This is a genomic window from Yersinia sp. 22-579 (assembly GCF_030433455.1).
In the GTDB taxonomy this organism is placed as follows: Bacteria; Pseudomonadota; Gammaproteobacteria; order Enterobacterales; family Enterobacteriaceae; genus Yersinia; species Yersinia enterocolitica.
Window position 1 is genome coordinate 84,376 of record NZ_JAUJTZ010000007.1, and the last position, 25,187, is coordinate 109,562.

Consider the following 25,187-nt stretch of genomic DNA (forward strand, 5'->3'; position numbering starts at 1 on the left):
TTACCTCTTGTTCCTTAGGTACTACCCAACAGTAGGTCTAAAATGAAAAAAACAAATCAGGACATCACTCTTGCTTCCGACGAAGAGATCGATATGGCAGATAAATTTTCCATCAAAACGTTGATTACCAACGTGAACAAAATGAATATAAACACTATGCCAATGGCATTATTTATGACCATTTCGGCTATTGTGTTTATTTCGGCTTATGCCAGTTATCTACCCAAAAATATGATTGGTGGCTTGGCTGTTATTATGACGATGGGCTTTGTATTATCCCATATTGGTCGCCATATTCCAGTATTAAAAGACATAGGTGGCCCAGCTATATTGTGTCTGATGGTGCCATCAGTGTTGGTCTACTTTGGTATTTTCCAAACCAATACGTTAGATACGGTTCACTTGCTGATGAAGGAGGCGAACTTACTCTATTTTGTTATCGCCAGTCTGGTCGTTGGCAGTATTCTTGGCATGAATCGCGTGGTGCTCATTCAGGGTATGACACGTATGTTTATCCCGCTGGTAGTGGGAACCATCACTGCCGTCGCTACCGGGTTATTGGTGGGTAAGTTATTCGGTTTCTCCCTTTATCACACTTTTTTCTTTATTATTGTACCGATTATCGGTGGTGGCATTGGTGAAGGTATCTTGCCGTTGTCCTTGGCTTATTCGGCGATTCTTGGGCAAGCACCTGATGTTTATGTTGCCCAGTTGGCTCCAGCGGCAGTGGTCGGAAACATTTTTGCTATTATTTGTGCCGGTGTGCTGGCACGTATCGGTATGCGGCGCAAAGATCTGAATGGCGAAGGGATGTTAATTCGTTCAGCGCAAGACAATGCGGTGTTTACCTCGCAAGAAGGGCCAAAACAGGCTGATTTTCAGTTAATGGGTGGCGGGTTATTAATGACCTGTGCATTCTTCATTGTAGGTGGGTTATTTGAAAAGGTTGTGCATATTCCTGGCCCGGTACTCATGATTTTGATTGCCGTGATGTGCAAATACGCGCAGGTTATTCCGTCAAAAATGGAGCAGGGTGCGCACAGCTGGTATAAATTTGTTTCTACTACCTTGGTTTGGCCTCTAATGATTGGTCTGGGGATGTTGTATGTTCCGTTAGAAAGTGTTGTCGCCGTATTCTCCGTTGGCTATGTCGTGGTCTGTGGATCTGTTGTTTTATCAATGGCGGCCATCAGTTTCATTATTGCTCCCTATCTAAATATGTATCCCGTGGAGGCCTCCATTGTGACCAGTTGCCACAGCGGACTCGGTGGGACAGGGGATGTTGCTATTCTTTCCGCCTCAAACCGGATGTCATTAATGCCATTTGCCCAGATAGCCACCCGTATTGGCGGTGCATCCACGGTAATTGGCGCCACATTGTTATTAGGTTGGATAATTTAAAGCTGTTAGTTTGGATAATTTAAACCAACACTTTGAGTGATAGCATAACAAACGGCATCTTTTATCGGATGCCGTTTGTTATTGAAAATTGAGTTCTTCTTGGTGTTCATGCTATTGGCAATACTGTTTTAATACCTCCTGCTGGCTGGGCAAGAGTTTATAGAGATAAACCGGCCGGCCGGTGGCGCCATACAGAACTTTAGTGCTAAGAACTTCAGTATCGGAAAGGTAAATTAAATATTTACGGCAAGAAACGCGTGAAATACCAATAGCATTTGCCATCTGCTCCGTCGAAAACTCCCCATCTTGTACTTCCAGAATCCATTCACATACCGTTCGTAGTGTTTGCGCTGTTAGCCCTTTGGGTAATTTTTTGCGCTCGATCGGCGCGGCATTACTGCGGCGTAATAAGGAATCGACATCTTCTTGTGCGCAATATTCGCGCTGCCCCAGCAAACTCTGTTTTTCACGATAAGTCGACAGTGCTTCTTCAAAACGTGAGAATTGGAACGGCTTAATTAAGTAATCTACTACCCCGTATTGCAGTGCTTTTTTGATGGTATTCACATCAGTTGCAGATGAAATAACAATAACATCAGTATGCTCACTAAATTCACGTAGAACTGGCAGCAAGTCTAATCCATTGTCCTGGCGCATGAATACATCTAACAGGACCAGGTGAATCGGCTGTTCCGCTGCCATCACGTGCTCCCGGGCCTGCTGTAAACTGGAGACTGAGCCGCAGCAGTTGAAGCCCGCCACTTGACTCAGATAACACTTGTTCAGCTCAGCTACCATTGCATCATCATCTACTATTAATACATTAATCATGATTTACCGCGCTGATGTTGTTTGAATAATTGTCACTGGAGGTCATATTATTTGAGGTTACATCGTAGGGAAGGTTGATAAAGAATTGGGTAAAAACACCCGCTTCTGAATCGAACTCAATATTGCCGCCAATACTTTCCAGGCTCTGGCGAACCAGGCTCAAACCGATGCCGTGTTCATTTCCTTTGGTGGAAAAACCATTATCAAAAATACTGTCTTGCAACTCGGTTGCAATACCCGGCCCATCATCACTGACAACGCAATGTACACGGCCATTTTGATAATGGAAGCTGACATTAATTTCTCGTTGAGACTGGTTGCCAATGGCTTCCATGGCATTCTCAATCAGATTGCCCAAAACTGTAATTAAGGTAGTCGTTATTTGCTCATTATCGGTATCGGGCAACAAGCTATCGTCACTGATGGATAACGTGATGCCCAAATCGCGTGCCCGGTTAATTTTCCCCAGCAGGAAACCGGCAATGACTGGAGATTTTACTTTGCGCAGTAGAGAGCCAATTTCCGCCTGATAATTATTCGATGTTTTAACAATATAATCTTCAAGTTGCTGATAATACTTCATATGCAATAAACCTAAAATCACATGGAGTTTATTCATAAACTCGTGCGACTGTGCTCGTAAGGCATCGGCATAATGCACCATGCCGGTGAGGCGTTGCATCAATTGACTCACTTCGGTTTTATCGCGGAAAGTGGCGATTGCGCCAATAATATCGCCTTTTACCATTACGGGAACAGTATTGGTCAGTAATATGCTGCCATTAAAATTTATTTCTTCATCGCGCCGGGCAATCCCGGTTTCCAAGACCTGCTCTAAATACAAACGCACTGGCCAATACTTGCTGGCGCTGCTGAGTAATAAATTCTCCATCGGCCCACTTTGTTTAAATAAGCGCTTCGCCTCATGGTTTACCACGGTAATGCGCGAGTTGGCATCAACTGCGATAACGCCTTCTTTAATGGATTGCAGCATGGCGTTACGCTGTTCAAATAAGTTGGAGATCTCGTAGGGTTCAAAACCCAGCATAATTCTTTTCAGTGCTTTGACTAAAAACCAGGTGCCGAGTGATCCAATCAGCGCTCCAAATAATATGGTCCAGGGAATAGTCCAACGGGTTTCACTGACAACCGAGTTAATGCTGGTAAGAGAAATCCCAATCGCGACAACACCTATTTGTTTGCCGTGAGGTTCATAAACAGGAATAAAAATACGTAATGCTCTTTCCAGTACACCTCGGTTTATCGCGCTGTTTTCTTTGCCTTGTAGCGCAGGTTCTAAATCATTGCCGATAAAATGTTGTCCGATCATCTCTGGATTAGGATGTGAATAACGTATGCCGTTCATATCAGTCACAACAATAAATAGCAGGTTATTCGCTTGCTGAACTTGACTGGTATAGGGCTGAATTTGTTTCCCGGCTTCAGGATCAGTTAATCCGTGAATGATGGTGGGCGAAAAAGAGAGCGATCGGGCGACGGCAACGGCTTTGTCTTGCAAACCCTCTTGTGCCATCTTGCTAAGTTGAACGAAGAACAGCGTGTGAACCACCAATAACACGGAGATAATCACCGCAGAAACCATGAGGGTGATAGATGTACTGAGTCGTAACGGCACTTTTTGCTTTCCAGCCGTTGTTGCATTGTTCATGTCATGCTCCAGAAACACCGGCCTGTGTGATCCTCAGACATCCAGATTGATAAGATGGGTGTTATATCAATAGTTGCAAACAAAAAAGATACAAATGAAGTTGCCCTGTAGTTTACGCCGTTTATTTATTAGGACGCTAAGACTTGGGGTTACTTTAGCTACATAACGATTTATATAGTTATCAAATATCCCTCCTCTGCGGGACTGCCTGTATGGCGAGAGGAGGTGCAGGCTATTTATCGATCAATCAGATTGACGCAGGGTCGGGGCGATAATCAATTCAATCTCTTTAGTGGCTAGTTCTTCATGGGCTGTAGACGCCAAACCGGTATCAGTAATCACGGCATCAAAGTCAGTAAGAGGTAAGGCTAAATAAGTGGCAATCTTGCCGTATTTTGATGCGTCAGCCAGTAGCACGCGCTTGCTGCTAACCTCACTAACTGCCCGTTTCACCACAACTTTGTCTTCATCCGGTGTGGAAATGCCGCGAGGCCCCCAGCAGGATGCTGAAATAAAGGCGATATCAATGGATAAATTTCGTAGCGCACGGGCGGCGGCATCACCGACACAAGAACGGTTTTCGCGACACAATGTGCCACCTGAATGGATCATTTTACATTGGCAGGATTCAATCAAAAAATTAGCGATGACAAAGTCATTGGTGACCACCAATAAATCATCCCTGGCTTCCAGTTGCCGTGCCAGCGCCAGTGTGGTGGTTCCGGCATCAAGATAAATACAGCTATTACGTGGAATATGCAGCGCTGCCGCCATACCAATGGCGTTTTTTTGGCTGCTGTACATGAGTGTTTTATCTTGATGGGAGGGCTCAGCAGCCAGGCGTTCAGTCGAACGAACCCCGCCCGAAACGGATAACACTGCACCTTGTTCTTCCAGTTTTTGCACGTCACGACGAATAGTCATGTGCGATACACCTAAACGTTCAGTCAGCTCAGCAATACTGACGACGCCACGCTCGGCAACCAGTGCCAGTATCTGTTGGTGACGTTCAACGGGAATCACGTTCGCTCCTTATTCAGTTTGTTCATTACATGGCAATGGTAATTAATGTGATTATACGTCAGTGATTAGAAAATATTTCTCATTTTTTAACGCTAAGAATCACTAATTTATTCATTTTATTCGTTAGGATGTCTGCGTAAGCCTCAATATTGATGTTAATTCATGTGATTTATGGGTTTGTTGTGTTAATTATTGTGATGTGGTTCGCAATAATACGGCGACACTCTGGCTACCCTTAACATAATGAATCAAATTATCACCAAAATTAACACGGAGGGGTTATGACTCACACTAAAATGCTATCAGCATATGTCATGGAATCTGGCTTGATAAAAGAACAGGAGAGTATCTGATGCGATTAGGCGTTATTGCAGATGATTTCACCGGTGCCACAGATATTGCCAGTTTTTTGGTGGAAAATGGCATGTCGACGGTGCAAGTCACTGGCATACCTCAAACGGATTATCAGGTGCAGGCAGACGCTATAGTGATCAGCCTAAAATCGCGCTCTGGTTCAGCCGAGAAGGCCGTGGCAGATTCTTTAGCGGCTTTGGCATGGTTACAACACCAGGGCTGCACACAATTCTATTTTAAATACTGTTCGACATTTGATAGCACTGCGCAAGGTAACATTGGCCCAGTGACTGATGCCTTAATGGATGCTCTTGCTCAGCAACAAACTGTCATCTGCCCCGCGCTACCCATTAATGGGCGCACAGTATATCAAGGGTATTTATTTGTTATGGGGCAATTATTGTCTGAATCAGGGATGCGCCATCATCCGGTGACCCCGATGGCTGACAGTAACCTCCTGCGCCTGATGGATGCGCAGAGTCGTGGGCGCAGTGGTTTGATCAACAGCGCCATGATGGATCAAGGTGTTGATGCGGTAAAATCACATTTGCGCAGTCTGAAAGATGAAGGCATTCGCTATGTGGTACTGGATACCTTAAACGACGACCACTTACTGACACAGGCTGAAGCGGTGCGCGATATGGTGTTGGTGACGGGGGGCTCTGGTTTGGCTATCGGCCTGGCGCAGCAGTGGATGAAAGGCGTTCAGCATCACTTACCTGCCACGTTAACCGGTGCCCCGCAAGGCAAGTTATGTGTTGTGTTATCCGGTTCTTGTTCAGCAATGACCAATCGGCAGGTCGCTCGATATGTTCAACAGGCTCCAGCCCAGTCAATTGATATAACCCGTTGTCTAAATGAACCTGAATCCTATGCCAAAGAGCTCTGTACCTGGGTGATGGAGAATATCTCTGGGCCGTTGGCTCCGTTACTGTACGCCACATCTGAACCTGAGGTCATACAAAGTATCCAGCGGCAGTGGGGTGCGGCTGCCAGTAGTGAGGCGGTTGAACATCTGTTCGGGACTTTAGCACCGAGTTTGCAACTGCAAGGTGTCCAACGTTTCATCGTGGCCGGCGGCGAAACCTCCGGTATTGTCGCCCAATCATTAGGTATCCAAGCTTTTCATATTGGGCCAGCCATCTCACCTGGGGTTCCTTGGGTAAAATCGACCGACCACCCCATTTCATTAGCGTTGAAGTCGGGTAATTTTGGTGATGAAAACTTTTTTGCCAGAGCACAAACGGAGTTCGCAGTATGAATGAGCAGCAGGCGCGGGAAGATATGGTCAAGTTGGGGGCCTCCTTTTTCCAGCGAGGTTACGCCACCGGCTCAGCGGGAAATCTGTCACTGAAACTGGCGGACGGCACATTATTAGCGACGCCAACGGGCTCCTGCTTAGGTGAATTAAATGCTGAACGGCTATCAAAGGTCAGTTTAGGGGGGGAATGGATTTCGGGTGATAAACCCTCAAAAGAGATCAGTTTTCATCGTGCAATCTATCTTAATAATTCTGAGTGTGAAGCCGTCGTTCACTTGCATTGCCTTTATTTAACAGCACTTTCTTGCTTGCGAGGTCTTGATTGTCGTAATGCCATTAAGCCCTTTACACCTTATGTGGTGATGCGGGTCGGCGATGTTCCTGTGGTGCCATATTACCGTCCGGGAGACACTCGGTTAGGGGAGGCGTTGGCAAAGTTGGCTCCGCAGTATCGTGCTTTTTTACTGGCAAATCACGGCCCGGTCGTCGTGGGGAAAAGTTTGCGAGAAGCGGCAGACAATATGGAAGAGTTAGAGGAAACTGCACGCCTGATATTTACACTGGGTGACCGACCTATTCGTTATCTAACTGATGATGAAATCGCCGAATTAAGGAGTTAAATATGCCTAAGTTTGCCGCTAATTTATCTATGATGTTTACAGAAGTTCCTTTCCTTGAACGTTTCAAGTCTGCAAAAGACGCGGGTTTCGGTGGTGTGGAGTTTTTATTTCCCTACGATTATCCAGCAGATCAATTGGCAGCGAAATTGAAAGAGCAAGGTTTGCAACAGGTGTTATTTAATACCCCTCCCGGCGATATTAGTGCTGGCGAATGGGGGCTGGCGGCGCTGCCGGGCCGAGAAAAAGAAGCTCGCCGTGATATTGATTTGGCTTTGGAATATGCGCTGGCACTGGGCTGCCCATCTATTCATATCATGGCTGGTGTGGTACCTGTAGACGCAGACAGAAAAAATTATCAACAGACATTCATCGACAATGTGCGTTATGCCGCTGACCGGTTTGCCGAGCATAATATTAATGTCATGATTGAAGCGTTAAATCCGAAGATAAAACCTAATTACCTGTTCTCCAGCCAATATCAAACATTGGAATTGGTTAACCTCATCAACCGTCCTAATGTATTTACGCAGTTGGATCTATTCCATGCGCAGATAGTGGACGGTAATCTCAGCCATTTAATTACCGCGTTCGCAGGGCGTTATGGGCATATTCAGATTGCATCAGTACCGGGCCGTCATGAACCCGATGAAGGTGAGATTAATTACGCCTATTTATTTGGACTACTGGATGAGATTAACTACAAGGGGTGGATTGGTTGTGAATATCACCCGCGGGCAGGCACCGTGGCAGGGCTGAATTGGATACAACCCTATTTATCATAAGTATTAATATGCTGGTCGGCCCTTAGCATCGCTATTCAATGTTTGGCGTTTATTAAAGGGCTGTTTACCGATACTATAATACTATTATGTCGGATTAATACGGCATAACATGTTTATCTGCTGTTTGTCATTATCTTACTCCCCGCAAAACCTTCCTGCTTTATCGTTATTACGATGATATTGCAACAGTTCTGATAATTTTTCTCTGTAAAAACATAATTAAACTATTCAAAAACAACTGATATACAGTTTTCTAAACCTAGGATATCTTACTCTAAGAATTTCATGAGTAATTCATAAATCCAAAGGTTAAAGAAGCGCAAATCATAATTACTATTTCATATAAATTAAAACGTATAAGTATTTCTGCCGCTTAAAATAAGCCTAACAGGCAAAAGAAAGACAGGAATATAAACAGAAGTTAAACGGGAGGTAACTATATGCCTACAGATGATAGCAAAAATGGAATTATCGACTACGTATCCACCGGGCATCTGCCGGATCCAGATACTGTGGTTAAATTGGTGCAAGAAGCCCACAAACGGTTTAGCACTGATAATGAAGGTGTCGTTTCGACGGTTTATCCTGCATTAGAACGTATCCCTCCTAATCTATTTGGCGTTTGCATGGTCGGTACTAACGGTAAAGTGCATTCAGCCGGCGATGTAGATTATGAATTTACCATCATGAGTGTCTCCAAACCTTTTGTTTTTGCCTTGGTCTGCCAGGCCATAGGCGCGAAAGTCGCCCGTGAAAAACTGGGTGTGAATAGTACGGGTATGGCATTTAACTCAGTGACTGCCATTGAGCGCGCACCTGATGGGCGCACTAATCCTATGGTGAACTCCGGTGCTATTGCCACGACCAGCCTGGTACCTGGTGCCACCAGCGATGAGCAGTGGAAATTCATTTATGACGGTTTGTGCCGTTTTGCTGGCCGTGAACTGACCCTTAATGAAGAAGTGTATCAATCTGCCTGTGAAACCAATTTTCGCAATCGTGGCATAGCTAATGTGCTGGAAGGTTATGGCCGTCTCGGGTGTGATCCTCTTATCGCAACCGATCTCTATACGCGCCAATGTTCACTGAATGTCAGTGCGCGGGATTTAGCTGTCATGGGCGCGACACTGGCAGACGGGGGCGTCAATCCACTGACTCGCGAGCGGGTGGTAGATAATGATGTTTGCCATTACGCATTGGCGGTAATGGTAACGGCAGGGTTGTACGAAACATCTGGGGACTGGCTTTATGATATCGGCCTTCCTGGGAAAAGCGGTATTGGTGGCGGTATTGTGACAGTGTCACCAGGTAAAGGTGGGTTGGGGACTTTTGCGCCGTTACTGGATAGCGCTGGTAATAGTGTTAAAGGTCAACTGGCCGCCCGGTTCTTATCACGTAGTCTTGGGATGGACATGTTTGTTTCTGAGCCTTACACCGAAAAGAGTTGAGCCGTGAGAGTCAGGTAAAGCTCAAAAAACCGGTTATGTGGCGACAAACGCGCTTTGTAAAACCGGATTGAGTTTAAAACAATATTGTTTTTCAAAAGGATAGAGATATTTATGGCGAATCAATCAACTCACCGCGCAGGTGCGGAAGTTAAAGAATCTTGGGTGCCGATGATCACCATCGCATTGGCCCAGATTCTGATGTCATTTAACGTGGCCTCCCTGCCGGTAGCGTTAGGTGGGATGGTCAAGAGCTTTAATGTGCCACCAACGACGATTGCCACGGCGATCGTGATGTACTCACTCTCTGTTGCTGGTTTCGTGATGTTGGGTGCCAAACTCAACCAACGTTTCGGGCCGCTGGTGGTATTCCGCAGTACCGTTCTGTTGTTTGGTGTCGCGCAGGTCATGATGACATTCAGCCCGAATGTCACCGTGATGATCAGTGCTCAGGCATTAAGTGGTCTGGCGGGTGCCGCGTTGGTTCCTGCTCTGGTGGCCTTGATTGCTGAAAACTACCGCGGTACGCAACAGGCTACGGCGCTCGGTGCGTTAGGCTCAGCGCGTGCCGGTGCCGGTGTGGCAGCATTCCTGATTGGTGGCGTTCTGGGAACATATATCGGCTGGCGTCCAGCGTTCGGCATCTTGATTGTGCTGTCTGCCATCATCTTTGTGTTGAGTTTCCGTTTGAAGTCTGACCAAGGCCGCCCGGAAGTTGGCATTGATGTATTCGGTGTCATTTTGGCGGCGTCGGCGATTATCCTGCTGTCATTTGGCTTTAACAACCTGAACCGTTGGGGCTTCGGTCTGGTTCGTGATGGTGCGCCATTCGATCTGCTGGGCTTCTCTCCGGCACCTTTCATGATTGTACTGGGTATTGTGTTGGGTCAGGCGTTTGTCGTCTGGACTCGCCGTCGTCAAGAACAAGGCAAAACACCTTTATTGGCACTGGAAGTACTTAGCTCACCGACTGAAAAAGCCGCTGTATTTGCTATGTTTGCGGTGGTTGCCCTGGAAGCTATGCTGAACTTCTCGGTTCCGCTGTATATCCAGATAGTACAGGGCAGTACCCCGATGGCGACGGCGATTGCCATGATGCCATTTAACTTATCGGTGTTCTTCTCAGCGATGTTGATTGTTCGTTTCTATAAGAAGCTGACACCACGCAAGATTGGCCGTTATGGTTTCATCACCTGTACCATTGCTCTGTTGTGGCTGGCATTTGTGGTGCGCAATAACTGGAGTGAATTCGCTGTACTGTTTGGTTTAGTCGTATTTGGTTTGGCTCAGGGTGCATTAGTGACTTTACTGTTCAACGTATTGGTCAGTGCTTCACCGAAAGAACTGGCCGGTGATGTTGGCTCATTACGTGGTACCACGAATAACCTGGCAAATGCCATCGGTACTGCTGTCGCTGGCGCGTTACTGGTTGGTTTGCTCAGCGCCAACGTGATACGTGGCGTGGCTGAAACGCCAATTCTGACGCCAGAAATTCAGGCGCAAGTGAATATGGATAGCATCAACTTCGTCAGTAATGACCGCCTGCAAGGTGTGTTGGCGCAAACCACTGCGACACCTGAGCAGGTCGCGGAAGCGGTGCGAGTCAATGAAGAAGCCCGTCTTCGCTCACTGAAATTTGGTTTATTGATTATGGCGTTGTTATCACTACTGGCTATCTTCCCGGCAGGGCGTTTGCCTAATTATCTGCCAGGGGAATTACCTGCGGATAATCTGGTTAAAAAAACCGGTAAGTAAGCCGAGTTATCATCGGCAGTAAAAGAAACTGACCATTTATTATGAACTGACAGTGTCCGCGAATACGGCCCTGTCAGTTTTTTTTAGCCAAAATACTCACTCAATCATGTCGTTTTTATCTCAGCACTGTAATGGCAGAAAACTGCAAATGATGCATAAATTCGCGTAAAATCAGCAAACGTGCAGCAAATTCATTATCTGCGGGAATCCCTTCCGATGCGGCTGGTCTACCCATCATGACGGCTGCCAGTCGGTCAAACATCCGCTCAACAGACTCCAGTGACATAACAATTTCCGCTTGTGTGGGTAAGCCCGCAAGATGTGCAATCTCAGCAATATAACCATCGGTGGTAATCAGTTGTGAGGTTTTATTCACCGCCGGGCTGATGCGAATAACCTCATCTTCCACCACCATAATAGCGGTTTCCATCTCATCTGGCGTGGGGGGGTTATGTTTAAAATAACTTAAAGCAACATGATTCGATCCAACAGTAAGGCGCTGTTCAGCGAAAACCATGCCAGAGCTATCCGTGACCACAGTTGTCGATTCATGGCCGATAGATAGCAGCGTTATTAAAAAATTATCACCGATAATTGCGCGAACCTGTTCATATTCCGTTTGAATGTGACTCATCACCAAACCGCCTTATTCATTGCTGTTACTCGCTCTAATCTTGCGAGGCATTCCGCATTTTTAAACAAAAATTCAAAAGACTAAATATATTTTGATACGGATCAAGACACATTTCCGTTGTTTAGTGTTAATGTTAATAAATCTCATTATCAACTTCATGTGCGTCACTCATTATGCGAATTTGGCACAAACTTTTCCTGCTTTGCTGCTGTTGGTGGCTATCCAGCTCTTTAGCCTGGGCGACACCAGATTATCAGCAGTGGGTCAATGATATCCAATCCCGTCTCGATAAAACCTCCCAGTTATACCAACAGCAGAAAAATGATGAGGCCCGCACCACGGTGCAAATGGCCTATTTTGAAGTATTTGAGAATTTGGAAGGGCCGATTCGCATCAATATTTCGGCGCAAAAAAGTTATCAAATGGAAGCCGCCTTTGGTGAAATTCGGCGCATGATCGGTGAGGGGAAACCCCAAGCTGAGGTTGATAATAAAATTAATTGGCTTAAAGGTGAGTTGACGGGCGTCCTGCCGATTTTGACTGATGGCCATAAGCTTACCGCTGAACAGCAACATGCAACCTATGAAAATAGCGATATTGCTGTTTACTGGCAGCAAAGTTTCAAGATTATCGATGACTTATTGGCGCAGGCCATTACTGAATATCAAGAGGGTAAATTCGCCGCCGCCAGCCAAAGTGTGCAACAGGCGCACTATTTGGGGTTTAAAAACTCTGAAATGGAAATGTCAGTGCGTGGCAATCGTTCCGCACAACAAGCGGCGGCGATTAACCAACAATTTACTGCTCTCATCGATTTAACCAGCAAACCTGACCAACTAACCGAAGTTGCCTATCGAGTCACGGGCTTACTTCAAACTATAGAAGACACATTGCCGGGCTTACCAACGACCCGCGAACAGCAGCAAGTTACTGCTGATCAACCTGTCTCAGGGCAACCTTCTGACTCAAATGCCAATTCTGATGGGCAGGCTAATGCCGATTGGGCGGTTGTTTCCAGCAAAATAAATCAGGCTATTAGCGAAGCTATCAGCCAGTACCAGAGCGGGCAAACCACGCCAGCAATGATGGCCGTTCAGGATACTTATTTTGATTTATTCGAAGCCAGCGGTATGGAGAATAAAGTTGGCGCGCGTGATGCTGCGTTTAAATCAACATTAGAGGGTCATTTCACCCGTTTAGTCAGTTTGATGAAAGCCGGTCAGCCAGTAGAGCAGCTACAAACGGAAGCCGCGGCCTTGCAAAAAGATCTATCCAGCGCGGTTGAGATGCTCGGTGGCGGGGATGAAACTGATTGGAGCCTGTTCATCTACAGTTTACTGATCATTGTCCGCGAAGGGTTGGAAGCCTTGCTGATTGTCGCGGCTATCGTCGCTTATCTGGTGAAAAACAATCATCAAGACAAGTTACCACTGATTCGCCAATCCGTGGTGGTGGCCTTAATTGCCAGTGTGTTAACGGCCTTTGTCTTCCAGTGGCTATTTGCAAATTCAGGGCAAAGCCGAGAGTTATTAGAAGGTTTCACCATGATGATCGCTGTGGTGATGCTGTTCTCTATGAGTTATTGGTTGCTATCAAAGACGGAAGCACGCCAATGGAAAGCCTATCTGGAGGGGAAATTCTCCAAGTCACTCAGTAGTGGCTCAATGATAGGGCTATGGCTAACCAGTTTCCTGGCGGTGTACCGCGAAGGGGCTGAAACTGTCCTGTTCTATCTCGCACTGATGGGCGACGCCAGTACAACGAGCGGTCATCTGTCTATTTTGGCCGGTTTTGGCGTCGGTTGTGTCATCTTGCTGGTGGCTTATCTGGTCATGCGCTTTACCGTCGTCAAGTTACCACTTAAACCCTTCTTTATGTTTACCGGTGGTTTTATGTACCTGATGGCATTTGTATTTGCCGGTAAGAGTGTCCTTGAATTGATTGAAGGCAAATTGTTTGAGCCAACACTGCTGCCTGGTGTACCTGAAATTAGTTGGTTGGGGATCTATCCGTATCTGGAAACATTGATTCCTCAAGGAATATTGCTGATTGCTGCGCTGGTTGCCTTGTGGGTAATGCAGCGGCGGGGGCGCGCTATTCCGGCTCAGTAATATCTCAGTATGATGGCCCGGCATGATGCCGGTGTGAATAACAAACTGTACTTATCATTTGATACCTGAGGGTGTGTTACATGACTATGAAGAAAACGATTATTGCCAGCAGCATCATTGCCAGCATTTTTGCAGCACCTGCTGCTTTTGCCTTTAAAGAGTATCCTGCGGGCGAACCTATCAAAATTAATGATATGGAAATTGCTGCGGTTTATTTGCAACCGATTGATATGGAACCTCGTGGTATGGGCCTGCCTGCCGCGAAAGCCGATATCCATCTGGAAGCGGACATTCATGCTACTGAAGGTAATAAAAATGGTTTTGGTGCCGGTGAATGGATGCCATACCTGACTATCGCTTATACCCTGGTGAATACAGACACTGGCGCTAAACAAGAAGGCACATTTATGCCTATGGTTGCTAGTGATGGCCCACACTATGGTGCGAACATCAAAATGATGGGCGTAGGCAATTATAAAGTTACCTATCATATCAGCGAGCCATCCAAAGCGGGTTTGCATCGCCATACCGATAGCGAAACCGGTGTCGGTCGCTGGTGGAAACCTTTTGATGTGAGTTATGACTTTAAATATACCGGCCTGAATTGATAACACTGGCCGCGATGACAACAACGTTGTCGCGGCTTTTCTTTATGATAAATGGTCAGATAATGGGTGTTATCAGTTTCCTGTAAGGTCAGCAGTGATAACTGGCAGGTGTTGTGATCCCTCCAAGGTGTGCTAATGAGTTACTTTTTTGTTTCCGTACTACAAGCTTTTTTACCTGTTGCGTTATTGCTGGGGCTGAGTTGGGTTGTTAGGCCCGCGCCTGCACTAAATCGCATCGTATGGATAACAATACTTATGGTGGTGGTGGGGATATGGGCCGGTACCCATTATCCTAAATCGCAGCAATTGCAGTTAGCTCTGGCAGGGGTTCAACTCCTCGCATTGATATTATTTTTATTCAGTCAACTTACTCCGAGTCGTGCATTAGGCTATTGCTGGCAAGCATTGCTGGTATTGGGGGCTGCATTTAATTGGGGAAATAACCCCAATCTGGGCGCGTTTACCAATACTCATGTGATTAATACTGATTTGCTACTTAATCTGGCCGCCATTGTGGTGGCATTTGCTTGGAACGTCTTCAGTGCGGTATTGCTGCTGATGATGGTAAGGCAATTGCGGTTTATCCGCTGGCCACTGCTAATTCTGTTAACGCTATTGCTGATTTTGCCGCTGAGTGGCGATGCAATCTTGTTATTGATGAAGCTACAGGTCTTGCCGTTAACCAAATCACTGCTCAGTTATGTCGCTTTAGTGACCAATGGGCATGCCTGGTTAAGCTATATTTGTGCGCTGCTGTTGGCGATAACAACTTTGTGCTATTTATTGCCACTGCGCCGTGCCAGTGAAGTAGTGACTGAACATTCGGAGCCGATTGCGCACCGTAAAGCTTTGGCCGATTACCGTAACGTACGCAGAATCTTTATTTTCTCCTTACTTGCCTGGATAGTGGTGGCTGGTGCCCAACTTTACTGGGATAAAGTCGCCTCGCAACCCCCTCAGTTATCTGAAGCTTTACCCGTCACGCTAGCCGCCGATGGCTTAGTTCATATCCCCGTCGAACAAGTGCGGGATGGTAAATTGCACCGTTTTGTCTGGGTGGCTGATGATGGTAAAGCTGTTCGCTTCTTTATCATCAACCGCTATCCCGATCGCTTGCGCCTGAGTGTGGTCTTTGACGCTTGCCTATTGTGCGGTGATCAGGGCTATGTGATGGAGGGTAATCAGGTGATCTGTGTTGCCTGTGCGGTGCATATTTTCATTCCGTCTATCGGCAAAGCAGGGGGATGTAACCCGATCCCGTTGGAAGATTGGAAAAGCGATGATAAAGAGTTGGTTATTCCCAAAGCTTCTCTTGAGGCGGGCGTGAATTACTTCACGACGGTTGTTACCTTAGATGTCATTGATCCAGTTGATAAAACTCACCTGACTAACCAAAAGGCTGAGTATAAATATAGTTATGGCGATAAAACCTACTTCTTCTCATCCGAGGCTAATTACAACCGCTTCCGCGAACATCCAGAGCAATTTGTCACCCCGGTTCTCAGTGATGAAGACAGTGACTCACAGGAGAACCCGTAATTATGTTGTGGCGCATGCTCAAGCAGTCTTGGTTCCGGAATGTCCGTCGTAAATCGCTGGCAGTATTCACGGTATTTTTGGCCGCCGGACTCATTTCTTCACTACTGGCAGTGTCGATAGATATTGGCGATAAAATGTCCCGCGAACTGAAGTCTTATGGTGCCAATATCCTGATTGAGCCAGCCGGTCAGGTGGCATTACCATCCCTGTTTGGTGAGAAAAGTAACCCACTCACGGGCCAGGATTTTCTGGATCAGGCTGAATTACCCAATATCAAAGATATTTTTTGGCGCAACAATATTGTGGGTTTTGCGCCATTGCTGAGTGGAGAAACTGAGGTTAACGGTCAGGATATCCCACTATTAGGCACCTATTTTAATCAGCCGGTTGATGTTCCTGATGAAGAGGATTATCACACCGGCCAACAAATTATTAGCCCTTATTGGCAAGTCAAGGGCAACTGGCCGCAAGAGCCGGTCAAACCTGATGCCACAGAAGTAGAGGCTTTATTAGGTAAGCAACTGGCGCAACAGACCGGTTGGAAAATCGGTGATGAACTGAACCTTAACGGAGCTTCTGGCCCGCTGAAAGTGAAGATAAGTGGCGTGCTCAGCAGTGGTGGTGAAGAGGAAAGTCGCCTGGTGTTGCCACTGGCCGCGGTGCAATCGCTGCTTGGCCTGCCGGGGACAGTTCAGGCAATCCGAGTCTCGGCTCTGACGGTGCCGGAGAATGAACTATCGCGTAAAGCGCGCGAAAATCTGGAAGCGCTCAACGCCGAAGAATATGACTTGTGGTACTGCACTGCTTATGTTTCCTCCATTGCTCACCAATTAGAAGAGGCAATATCCGGTTCAGTGGTGCGGCCGATCTGGCAAGTCGCCGCATCCGAAGGGGTGGTGATTGAAAAGATACAGCTATTGTTGGCGGTGGTGACATTGGCCGCATTGATTGCAGCAGCTATGGGGATCGCGTCGCTGATGACCAGCACGATTATGGAGCGGGCGAAAGAGATTGGTCTAATGAAAGCATTGGGCGCTCGGCAGTGGCAAATTCTGATGCTGTTCTATCTTGAAGCGGCAATCAGCGGCTTGATTGGCGGGCTGGCGGGTTGCCTGGCGGGGTGGGGGTTGGCAAAAACCATCGGCCTGATGCTGTTTGGTGCACCCCTGAGCTTTGCCTGGATGGTGGTGCCTTGTGTGCTGGTGATTTCTGTTTTAATTGCAGTGATTGGAACATGGTTCCCCGCCCGTCGCATCGCCCGTCTTTATCCGGTGGAGGTGCTCTATGGCCGTTAATCATCGGGCAATTCAGCATAAAGGGTTGGATGGCATGTTCTGGCGATTAGTGCTGCGTGCACTGCGCTTGCGCTTGCAACGGGTCAGTGTTGTCTTTGCGGCATTGACAGTTGGCGCAGCGATTGTCACGGCAATGTCAGCGGTGTATTTCGATATTAATGCCAAAATGAGTCAGGAATTACGCACTTTTGGTGCGAATTTTTACATTGGCCCTGGGCACGGTAGCACATTTGAACAAGGGCGTTTCCAGCCAATTATTGATGCTGCGCCCAAAGGGCTGATCAATGCTTCAAGCCCCTATATTTATGGGATGGCACGCACTGAGCTGGAAAAAGTAGTGCTGATGGGGGTGTGGTTTGAGTCATTGCAACAGTTAGTCCCTTATTGGCAAGTGACCGGTAACTGGATTGGCGTTAGTTTTGATGATCGCAATGCCATGATTGGCGTCAAACTAGCCGAGCGTTTGCATGTCAAGGTGGGTGACACTCTCACTTTGGTTAATGGTAGTGAACGCCAACGTTTGCAAGTTAAAGGTATTGTTGAGGCTGGCGACGCCACAGATAACATGTTGATCGTCAATCTGGAGTTGGCGCAAAAATGGCTCAATCAGCCGGGGCATATCAGTAATGCATTGTTGAGTGTCAGTAATGACGTAGGTCAGGTTGAAACCTTTGCCAGCCATCTTCGTGAGCAATATCCGGATCTTGAAATTAGGCCGATTCGTAAGGTTTCAGCTTCCGAAGGGCAGGTTCTCGACAAGATAAAAGGGCTGATGGGGTTGGTCTCTGTGGTTATCCTCATTTTGTCATCTCTATGCGTCAACACCACCTTAATGGCGATAGTGGGCGAGCGCTCAAAAGAGTTCGCTTTGCAAAAAGCACTGGGAGCCAGTGGTGGTGACATTATCCGCCAGATGTTAACCGAAACTTTGATTATCTCGCTGGCTGCAGCCGTCTGCGGTGCGTTGTTAGGTTATATATTGGCACAAGTGTTGGGGCAAACAGTATTCAGCGCGGCAATTGCTTTGCGTGCGCCGGTATTGCCGCTGACGCTGGTATTGTCATTGTTAGTGGCCGCTGTGGCGGCAATTGTTCCCACCCGTCGGGCAATTCATATTGAACCCGCTAAAGTCCTGAAAGGAGAGTAGCAAATGACCTCGTCACTATTACGGGTGCAACCTGAACACGACACCGATGCGGTTATTGAAACTCGGCATTTATACAAACGCTTTGGGCAAGTGACGGCACTGGAAGATATTAATATCCGTATTAATCGTGGCGAGTTTGTGGCGATTATGGGGGCATCTGGTTCAGGTAAAACCACATTGATGAATATTCTGACCTGCCTGGATACTGTCACTGAAGGGCAGGTATTGCTCGATGGGATTGATGCTGCTGGCTTGGATGAAGAAGGGCGCAGGAAATTCCGGGCAGACAAGATTGGGTTGGTGTTCCAGCAATTCCACCTTATTCCTTATTTGACTGCGCTGGAGAACATTATGTTGGCGCAGCATTATCACAGTGTGGTGGACGAAGATGCGGCTCGCCAAGTCTTGGAGCAGGTCGGGATGACGCCACGTATGAGTCACTTACCTAGCCAACTTTCGGGTGGTGAGCAGCAGCGGGTATGCATTGCGCGGGCGCTGGTCAATCAGCCACCCATTATTTTTGCTGATGAACCTACGGGTAACCTTGACGAAGAGAATGAGCAGCGGGTATTGGATTTGTTAAACCATATCCATCGCCAAGGTAGAACCATTGTGATGGTGACTCACAACCCGGATTTAGGCTGCGTTGCTGACCGGATTATCCGCCTCCAGCACGGTAAATATCTTAATGAAGAGAGTAATCATCATGTGGCGTAAAACGGTCGGTTTATGCGCTTTACTGTTATTGCTGAGCGCTTGTAAGCAAGAAGAAGTTGCTGTGGGGGAAGTTGCACCCCAATTGGCGGCTTATGACCTGCAAGGCAAACCCGTTGCACTCGAACAGTGGAAAGGCAAACAGGTTTACCTCAATTTCTGGTCAGCAAGCTGTGGTGGCTGCCTGGCTGAGATGGCGGCGTTGGATAAACTAAGTCAACAATATCAGCAGGATATTGTGGTAGTGGCGATTAATACTGATCCGGAACAGGTGGATATTGCCCCAGTGCTGGCGCAGCGTAACATCAGTTACCCCGTCATTCGCGATCAACTGGGCATTACACAGGAGCGCTATCAAGTCATTGGCACACCAACCTCTTTTATGATTGACCGTAACGGTAAGGTAACGGAGTTACATCAAGGGGCGCGGGATGAGAAAGCGCTGACCACATTGTTCCAACAATGGGCGGCGGGGGCATAATGAAAGTCTCGCTACTAGCTGCATGCATAATCGTGTTTAGTGCCGCAGCTCAGGCCGCCACTGACGGCGAACATATCTATAAACAAACGTGTTCAAGTTGTCATGGGCGTCTGGCCGATCGAAAGGGGCTGGATAAAGCACCACCGCTGATATCGTTATCTCGCAATGAAATCGTTGAGGGGCTCACCGCGCGGCGTGATGGCAAGATTGTCGGTAGAGGTAATAAGGCAAAAGCACATTTGACTGATGATGATATTCAAAAATTGGCAGGCCATATTGAGAGCCTAAAAGCGGCTAAGTCTAAAGCCCCATAAAGTTATTTTGCGCGATTTTCTACTGGTTTTATGAGTTAGAGAGGCTGTGAGCTTGCTTGCCAGGGCGGCTTCATTTAATAACATTTATGCTGTACTATATGTTGCATATTAAATGCATCTTTAAATTATCTGAGGAATATCAGCATGGAAAATACATCAGCCTTGCTTTGCTACAAACAGTTACCTGTCTGGAATAGCGCTGGCGTACCCGCGATGTTTCGTGAAAAGCACAATACCAAAGCCGGAACATGGGCCAAATTGACGATTCTGAGTGGAGAAATGGATTTTTTGATCCTTGATGAAGCGGGTAATACGTTGGAAAGACACTCCTTCTCTTGTGAGAATCAGCCTCCCTTTATTGAACCACAAGTTTGGCACCGTATTGCCGCGTGTTCAGATGATCTACAATGCCAGCTCAGTTTTTATTGTACGGCAGAAGATTTTTATCATAAGAAATATAATTTAACACCGACGCATTCCGAAGTGATTGAGGCGGTGAAAACGGTGAAACCCGGAAAAGTGCTGGACTTAGGCTGTGGTTCCGGACGTAATTCGTTATATCTTAATTTATTAGGTTTTGATGTGACAGCTGTCGATAAAAATGGCGACAGTATTAGTCATCTGCAACAGATAATTGAACAGGAAAAACGGCTAAATATTACCGCTAATACCTATAACATCAATGAAGCCAGCCTGGATAATCGCTACGATTTTATTCTCTCGACAGTGGTATTAATGTTCCTCCAGCCAGAAAGAATCCCGTATATTATCAATAATATGCAAGAGTGTACCTTACCTGGTGGTTACAACCTGATTATCTCCGCGATGTCGACTGATGACTTCCCTTGTACTGTGCCTTTTTCCTTCACATTAAAATCGGGTGAATTACGCCATTACTATAAAGATTGGGACATCATTAAATACAACGAAGATGTTGGGCAATTGCATAAAACCGATGCACAAGGTAATCGGATAAAACTGCGTTTTGCGACCCTGCTGGCGAAAAAACCATAATGACACTGACGGCTTCGTAAGATTCAACGCTCCGCTGGGTAATCTATTATTTAGCGGGGCGGCAAATCGGGTTCATCACGTAATCGACCGACAATATAATCAATGAAAACACGAAGCTTGGCGGGCAAATAGCGTGTTGGAGGGTAGAGCAACCATAAACCGCCGCTGTATGAGCTGATAAAGCGCCATTCGGGTAATACCTGCACTAGCTGTCCCTGCTGCAAGGCTGTTCTGGCGGTAAAATAGGGCAAACTGCCAATACCGATATGTTGCAATACTGCATCTAGCCTGACACCGGTGTGATTAGCGGCGTAGCGGCCCTTTACTGCAACCGTGATAGCCTTAGTCCCTTGACGAAACTTCCAACGCGCGTCCCCCGGTGTTTCTCCGAGATAAATACAGCTGTGTTGAGCTAAATCATGGGGATGCAGCGGTGTACCCTGGGCAGCAAGATATTCAGGGGTTGCGCACAATAGATGTTCGATATCCATCAACTGCCGTCCGATCATTCCCGGAGGGGGTTGGTCAGTAATTCGAATGGCCAAATCCACATTTTCATCAATCAAATCGACATAGCGGTCATCTAATATCAGTTGCACATCTATTTTGCTATAGCACTGTAAAAATTCAGCCATATGGGGATGGACCACAAATCGTCCCACCGCTTTTGGCATACTGACGCGAATAAGCCCTTCCGGTTCCTGACTATATTGGCCACTGATCTCCATCACCGAGTTGGCTGCATTGAGCATGGTATTGCAGCGTTTAAAAACTTCTTCGCCGCTTTCACTTAAACGCAATTTACGCGTCGTTCGTTGCAATAAACGGGTTGCCAGTGCTTTTTCAAGCCGATTGACGCTGCGGCTAATGGCCGAAGGGGAAACCCCCAATTGGCGGGCGACAGCTGAAAAACTGCCAGTTTCGACAACCTTAACAAAAATAGCCATTTCACTCAGTAAAGCTAGCGGAAGATTTGTGCTCACAGCGCAATAGTCCTTTGAGTATGTAGCGGATTATCACATCAGACTGACAGCAATATAATCATAATGGAAATGATAAAAGGATAATGATTATGACGACCCGTCTATTTTTTGAGAACGATACGCTGACAATGGATGTTGATGTACTGAGCTGTACGCCGGATGGCGAGGAATTTGCCGTGATATTGCTGGCAACTATTTTCCATCCGCAAGGTGGGGGGCAACCTTCTGATACCGGTTATATAGGCGATAATCAAGTGTTGCGGGTTGTTCATCAGCAGGAGCAATTAGTTCATTATCTGGCGAAACCCATTAAGCCAGGAACCTATTGTGCTCGTGTGGACAATGATCGCCGCTTATTAAATACGCGTATGCATTCAGCGGGGCATCTTATCGGGAATATTGGTGAAGGTTATGGTTGGCAGCCAGTGAAAGCACATCACTGGCCGGGGGAAGGGCGAGTGTCATTTAAACGGACACAAAACCCACAGGTACTTGATATTGATATTATTCAGGCAGCGTTGGAGGAATTTATCCGGCAAGATTTACCCAGACAGATTTCAATACAAGGTAATTTTCGCGAAGTTGGTTTTGGCGAGTTATCGGCCTATGCCTGTGGTGGTACCCATGTCGGTTCATTGCACGAACTGGGTAAGGTTACTGTGCAGTCAATTTCAGAGAAGAAAGGCGTTATGTCAGTCAATTATCGGGTTGATTAATCAGTGAAGATAAAAATCATGAGCAATTTCTAACATAGCCTGCGTAGATGATTATTTTAGCATTTAATGCTGTTGAGAATTATTAATTAACTTCATTGATAATCATTATCACTGAGTGTAATAATATCATCCATATGAGTTCCGTGGAGTATGGATTGTGGCGAATGCGGCTGAAGTGATTTACCCTTCAACAACTGCGATTTCTGATGAAATCGCCAGTTTGTTCGCCCGCACATTCGTGCACTTCTCAGAATCGTTTTATGTTGATGCGGTAGATATACCCAAAGATAGTGTATTGCTTGAGCAGTGGTCGGCTGAAAATAGTCTGCCAGCATTGATGCAAAACTATGAGAATCACTATTACAGCGAGACTGGGCTTAACCCAAATCATAAAGCGCTGCATTCATTATGGGGGCAATGGTATTTCGGGTTGGTTATCCCACCGATGATCTTGATGTTACTGGCATTACCTGCAACGATTGATACCCGTCCAGAGAGAGTTCGCATTAAATTTCACGCAACTGGGCGGCCTGAAACTATCTACTACCAACACGACTGGTTAGATAACTCACCGTCATCTTTACTGCAACGGCTCTATTTATTACTCGATCATCATATTATTCCTGTTATGAAGAGAATAGAACGTCAGCCAAAAGCCAATACCCGGCTGATATGGAATAACATAGGTTATTTGATGTTTTGGTATCTGCGCGAATTCGCAAATAAGTTAGGCCCAATTGAGGGCTATGACGCCATTATTGAAAATCTTTTTCTCACCTCAAACTTGCCTGATGGGCGAGAAAATCCGCTCTATCGTACTGTTATTCCGCGTAATGGGGGGATAGAGCGCCGTACTTGCTGTCAGCGTAATAAACTTCCTGGTGTTGGCAGTTGCCTTGATTGCCCGTTAGAATCTCGCCCATAACCGGTATATCATTCAGCTTACAGATAAAGTAAGCCCTGAAGGATGTTTCGGTGAATAAAGAAAAAATTGCTCATTTAGATGCGGTCAGTCGTAAAGCTCGTACGGTCATGGAGCGAGAAGGGCTTGATGCTTTGGTTGTCACCGTCTGCGATAATTTCTACTACCTGACCGGTTTTGCCAGTTTCTTTATGTATACCTTCCGGCATACTGGTGCAGCTGTCGCGATTATGTTTCGTGATGAAAGTATTCCATCTCAAATCATCATGAATGAGTTTGAAGCTGCCAGTACATACTTTGATATGCCCAATATGGCGCTGAAAACCTTTCCGGTGTGGGTGGATGTTGATGACCCGCGCAACCCACTGAATCATCAGAAAAAACGTGAACGCCCTATTGGTCCACCGATCGAGGCTGTCTTTGGTTTGGTGAAAGATGCCCTTGAGAGCGCAGGAGTGTTGGATAAGACCATTGCTATTGAATTACAGGCTATGTCTAACGGCGGTAAAAGTGTGTTAGATAAAGTGGCCCCTGGGCTGAAGTTGGTTGACTCGACAGCGTTATTCAATGAAATACGAATGATTAAAAGCCCGTGGGAAATTCAACACCTGCGAAAAAGTGCTGAAATCACTGAGTTTGGTATCGCCAGCGCGGCGAAGCATATCCGAGTGGGGTGTACCGCTACCGAATTGACCGCTGCATTTAAAGCTGCTGTCATGACTTTCCCTGAGACCAATTTCTCTCGCTTTAATCTTATTTCAGTTGGTGATAATTTCTCACCTAAAATGTTCCCTGATGAAACCCCGGCAAAGCCTGGCGACTTAATTAAGTTCGACTGTGGAGTAGATGTCGCGGGTTATGGTGCCGATCTTGCCAGAACATTTGTCTTGGGGGAGCCGGATGAACTCACACAACAGATATATAACACTATCCGAATAGGCCATGAGCATATGCTCTCGATGGTTGCTCCGGGCGTTAAGTTAAAAGACGTATTTGATAGCACTATGGATGTGATCAAAAAGTCCGGGTTACCGCATTATAACCGTGGTCATCTTGGCCACGGCGATGGTGTATTTTTGGGGCTGGAAGAAGCACCTTTTGTTAGCACATTGGCAACGGAAACATTCCGGCCAGGTATGGTCCTAAGCCTGGAAACGCCTTATTACGGTATCGGAATGGGTTCGATTATGCTGGAAGATATGATTCTCATTACCAATGACGGGTACGAGTTTTTAAGTAAATTGGATCGCGATTTACGCCGGTATAATTAATTTGTGCGTAATTTCTCATTTTTATGAATTAAAATTCATTCTTAAATAGACTCTCGTTTTTTTAAAAGAGTCTATTTTTAATTTTTAGAATGATGCCGTTAATGATATGGAAATAATAAAATATCCATATAAAATATGGGGTTGAAGTGCGACTGAGTTTTAACTTTTTGGCAATGCGATTGAGTTAACTCACCAGCAATTAAAATCATTCTATTTTCTATTATAACGATCGTTATAATTACGCTCTCTCGTTATTGCAGAGCTTCGCTGGGTGTCAGTTTAAAAAATATTTTAGAG

At 46.4% G+C, this 25,187-nt stretch carries 23 protein-coding genes; 18 read left to right on the forward strand and 5 right to left on the reverse strand.

The features are described from left to right. Positions 1-42 precede the first annotated feature (42 nt). The gene (locus QSV56_RS10285; protein WP_019079185.1) at positions 43-1,401 is read left to right on the forward strand and encodes a 2-hydroxycarboxylate transporter family protein; all 1,359 of its coding nucleotides are present in this window, start codon (positions 43-45) and stop codon (positions 1,399-1,401) included. Between the two features lie 111 nt (positions 1,402-1,512). Here the strand turns inward: QSV56_RS10285 and dcuR are convergent, their stop codons facing one another. The 3 genes from dcuR to ygbI all read right to left on the reverse strand — a co-directional run bounded on the left by dcuR (position 1,513) and on the right by ygbI (position 4,924). Beyond that, a complete protein-coding gene (dcuR, locus tag QSV56_RS10290; RefSeq protein WP_019079186.1) occupies positions 1,513-2,232 on the reverse strand; it encodes a two-component system response regulator DcuR in 720 nt (239 codons plus the stop codon). Further along, complete coding sequence (locus QSV56_RS10295) at positions 2,225-3,901, reverse strand: sensor histidine kinase (protein ID WP_046695086.1); 1,677 nt, start codon at positions 3,899-3,901, stop codon at positions 2,225-2,227. The genes dcuR and QSV56_RS10295 overlap by 8 nt, the downstream gene beginning before the upstream one ends. A gap of 243 nt (positions 3,902-4,144) precedes the next feature. Next, positions 4,145-4,924 (reverse strand): DNA-binding transcriptional repressor YgbI, encoded by a 780-nt coding sequence (gene ygbI, locus QSV56_RS10300; protein ID WP_019079188.1) that lies wholly within the window; start codon positions 4,922-4,924, stop codon positions 4,145-4,147. A 352-nt stretch (positions 4,925-5,276) separates the two neighbouring features. Between ygbI and otnK the strand changes: the two genes are divergently transcribed. From otnK to QSV56_RS10325, 5 genes are all read left to right on the forward strand, one after another. After that, a complete protein-coding gene (gene otnK / locus QSV56_RS10305; protein ID WP_050162510.1) occupies positions 5,277-6,539 on the forward strand; it encodes a 3-oxo-tetronate kinase in 1,263 nt (420 codons plus the stop codon). Next, positions 6,536-7,159 (forward strand): aldolase, encoded by a 624-nt coding sequence (locus QSV56_RS10310; protein ID WP_301212253.1) that lies wholly within the window; start codon positions 6,536-6,538, stop codon positions 7,157-7,159. Before otnK ends, QSV56_RS10310 begins: the two co-directional genes overlap by 4 nt. Positions 7,160-7,161: 2 nt before the next feature. Beyond that, positions 7,162-7,941 carry a 2-oxo-tetronate isomerase gene (gene otnI / locus QSV56_RS10315; protein ID WP_050158077.1) on the forward strand — a complete coding sequence of 260 codons (780 nt, stop codon included), beginning with the start codon at positions 7,162-7,164 and terminating at the stop codon, positions 7,939-7,941. Between the two features lie 440 nt (positions 7,942-8,381). Next, positions 8,382-9,389, forward strand: a complete 1,008-nt coding sequence (gene glsA, locus QSV56_RS10320; protein ID WP_050158078.1) for a glutaminase A — start codon at positions 8,382-8,384, stop codon at positions 9,387-9,389. Between the two features lie 111 nt (positions 9,390-9,500). Further along, positions 9,501-11,141, forward strand: a complete 1,641-nt coding sequence (locus QSV56_RS10325) for an MFS transporter (RefSeq protein ID WP_005179195.1) — start codon at positions 9,501-9,503, stop codon at positions 11,139-11,141. Positions 11,142-11,256: 115 nt separating this feature from the next. Here the strand turns inward: QSV56_RS10325 and QSV56_RS10330 are convergent, their stop codons facing one another. After that, positions 11,257-11,775, reverse strand: a complete 519-nt coding sequence (locus QSV56_RS10330; protein ID WP_046695081.1) for a hypothetical protein — start codon at positions 11,773-11,775, stop codon at positions 11,257-11,259. 173 nt (positions 11,776-11,948) lie between these two features. Between QSV56_RS10330 and QSV56_RS10335 the strand changes: the two genes are divergently transcribed. The 9 genes from QSV56_RS10335 to tehB all read left to right on the forward strand — a co-directional run bounded on the left by QSV56_RS10335 (position 11,949) and on the right by tehB (position 20,998). After that, complete coding sequence (locus tag QSV56_RS10335) at positions 11,949-13,886, forward strand: FTR1 family protein (RefSeq protein WP_301212259.1); 1,938 nt, start codon at positions 11,949-11,951, stop codon at positions 13,884-13,886. 80 nt (positions 13,887-13,966) lie between these two features. Then, complete coding sequence (locus QSV56_RS10340; RefSeq protein ID WP_004390794.1) at positions 13,967-14,494, forward strand: iron transporter; 528 nt, start codon at positions 13,967-13,969, stop codon at positions 14,492-14,494. 135 nt (positions 14,495-14,629) lie between these two features. After that, positions 14,630-16,033, forward strand: a complete 1,404-nt coding sequence (locus QSV56_RS10345) for a Fe-S-containing protein (protein WP_050131226.1) — start codon at positions 14,630-14,632, stop codon at positions 16,031-16,033. Positions 16,034-16,035: 2 nt separating this feature from the next. Then, positions 16,036-17,328 carry an ABC transporter permease gene (locus QSV56_RS10350; protein ID WP_050131228.1) on the forward strand — a complete coding sequence of 431 codons (1,293 nt, stop codon included), beginning with the start codon at positions 16,036-16,038 and terminating at the stop codon, positions 17,326-17,328. A gap of 34 nt (positions 17,329-17,362) precedes the next feature. Next, the gene (locus QSV56_RS10355) at positions 17,363-18,475 is read left to right on the forward strand and encodes an ABC transporter permease (protein ID WP_172653834.1); all 1,113 of its coding nucleotides are present in this window, start codon (positions 17,363-17,365) and stop codon (positions 18,473-18,475) included. Positions 18,476-18,478: 3 nt separating this feature from the next. Beyond that, positions 18,479-19,192, forward strand: coding sequence for an ABC transporter ATP-binding protein (locus QSV56_RS10360; RefSeq protein ID WP_005164408.1), 714 nt, complete (start codon positions 18,479-18,481; stop codon positions 19,190-19,192). After that, a complete protein-coding gene (locus tag QSV56_RS10365; RefSeq protein ID WP_005168973.1) occupies positions 19,182-19,670 on the forward strand; it encodes a TlpA disulfide reductase family protein in 489 nt (162 codons plus the stop codon). Before QSV56_RS10360 ends, QSV56_RS10365 begins: the two co-directional genes overlap by 11 nt. After that, positions 19,670-19,984 (forward strand): cytochrome c, encoded by a 315-nt coding sequence (locus QSV56_RS10370; protein ID WP_019082979.1) that lies wholly within the window; start codon positions 19,670-19,672, stop codon positions 19,982-19,984. The genes QSV56_RS10365 and QSV56_RS10370 overlap by 1 nt, the downstream gene beginning before the upstream one ends. 144 nt (positions 19,985-20,128) lie before the next feature. Further along, positions 20,129-20,998, forward strand: coding sequence for an SAM-dependent methyltransferase TehB (gene tehB, locus QSV56_RS10375; protein WP_046051039.1), 870 nt, complete (start codon positions 20,129-20,131; stop codon positions 20,996-20,998). Between the two features lie 50 nt (positions 20,999-21,048). Here tehB and QSV56_RS10380 read toward each other — a convergent pair whose 3' ends face one another. After that, a complete protein-coding gene (locus tag QSV56_RS10380) occupies positions 21,049-21,981 on the reverse strand; it encodes a LysR family transcriptional regulator (RefSeq protein WP_050131230.1) in 933 nt (310 codons plus the stop codon). A gap of 89 nt (positions 21,982-22,070) precedes the next feature. On the opposite strand from QSV56_RS10380, the gene QSV56_RS10385 reads away from it, so the two are divergent. The 3 genes from QSV56_RS10385 (at position 22,071) to QSV56_RS10395 (ending at position 24,890) form a co-directional block, all read left to right on the forward strand. Beyond that, the gene (locus QSV56_RS10385) at positions 22,071-22,697 is read left to right on the forward strand and encodes an alanyl-tRNA editing protein (protein WP_301212265.1); all 627 of its coding nucleotides are present in this window, start codon (positions 22,071-22,073) and stop codon (positions 22,695-22,697) included. A gap of 157 nt (positions 22,698-22,854) precedes the next feature. Beyond that, positions 22,855-23,622, forward strand: a complete 768-nt coding sequence (fhuF, locus tag QSV56_RS10390) for a siderophore-iron reductase FhuF (protein WP_046051036.1) — start codon at positions 22,855-22,857, stop codon at positions 23,620-23,622. Between the two features lie 50 nt (positions 23,623-23,672). Further along, entirely contained in the window at positions 23,673-24,890 is a 1,218-nt protein-coding gene (locus tag QSV56_RS10395) for a M24 family metallopeptidase (protein WP_050875214.1), read from the forward strand. Positions 24,891-25,187 lie beyond the last annotated feature (297 nt).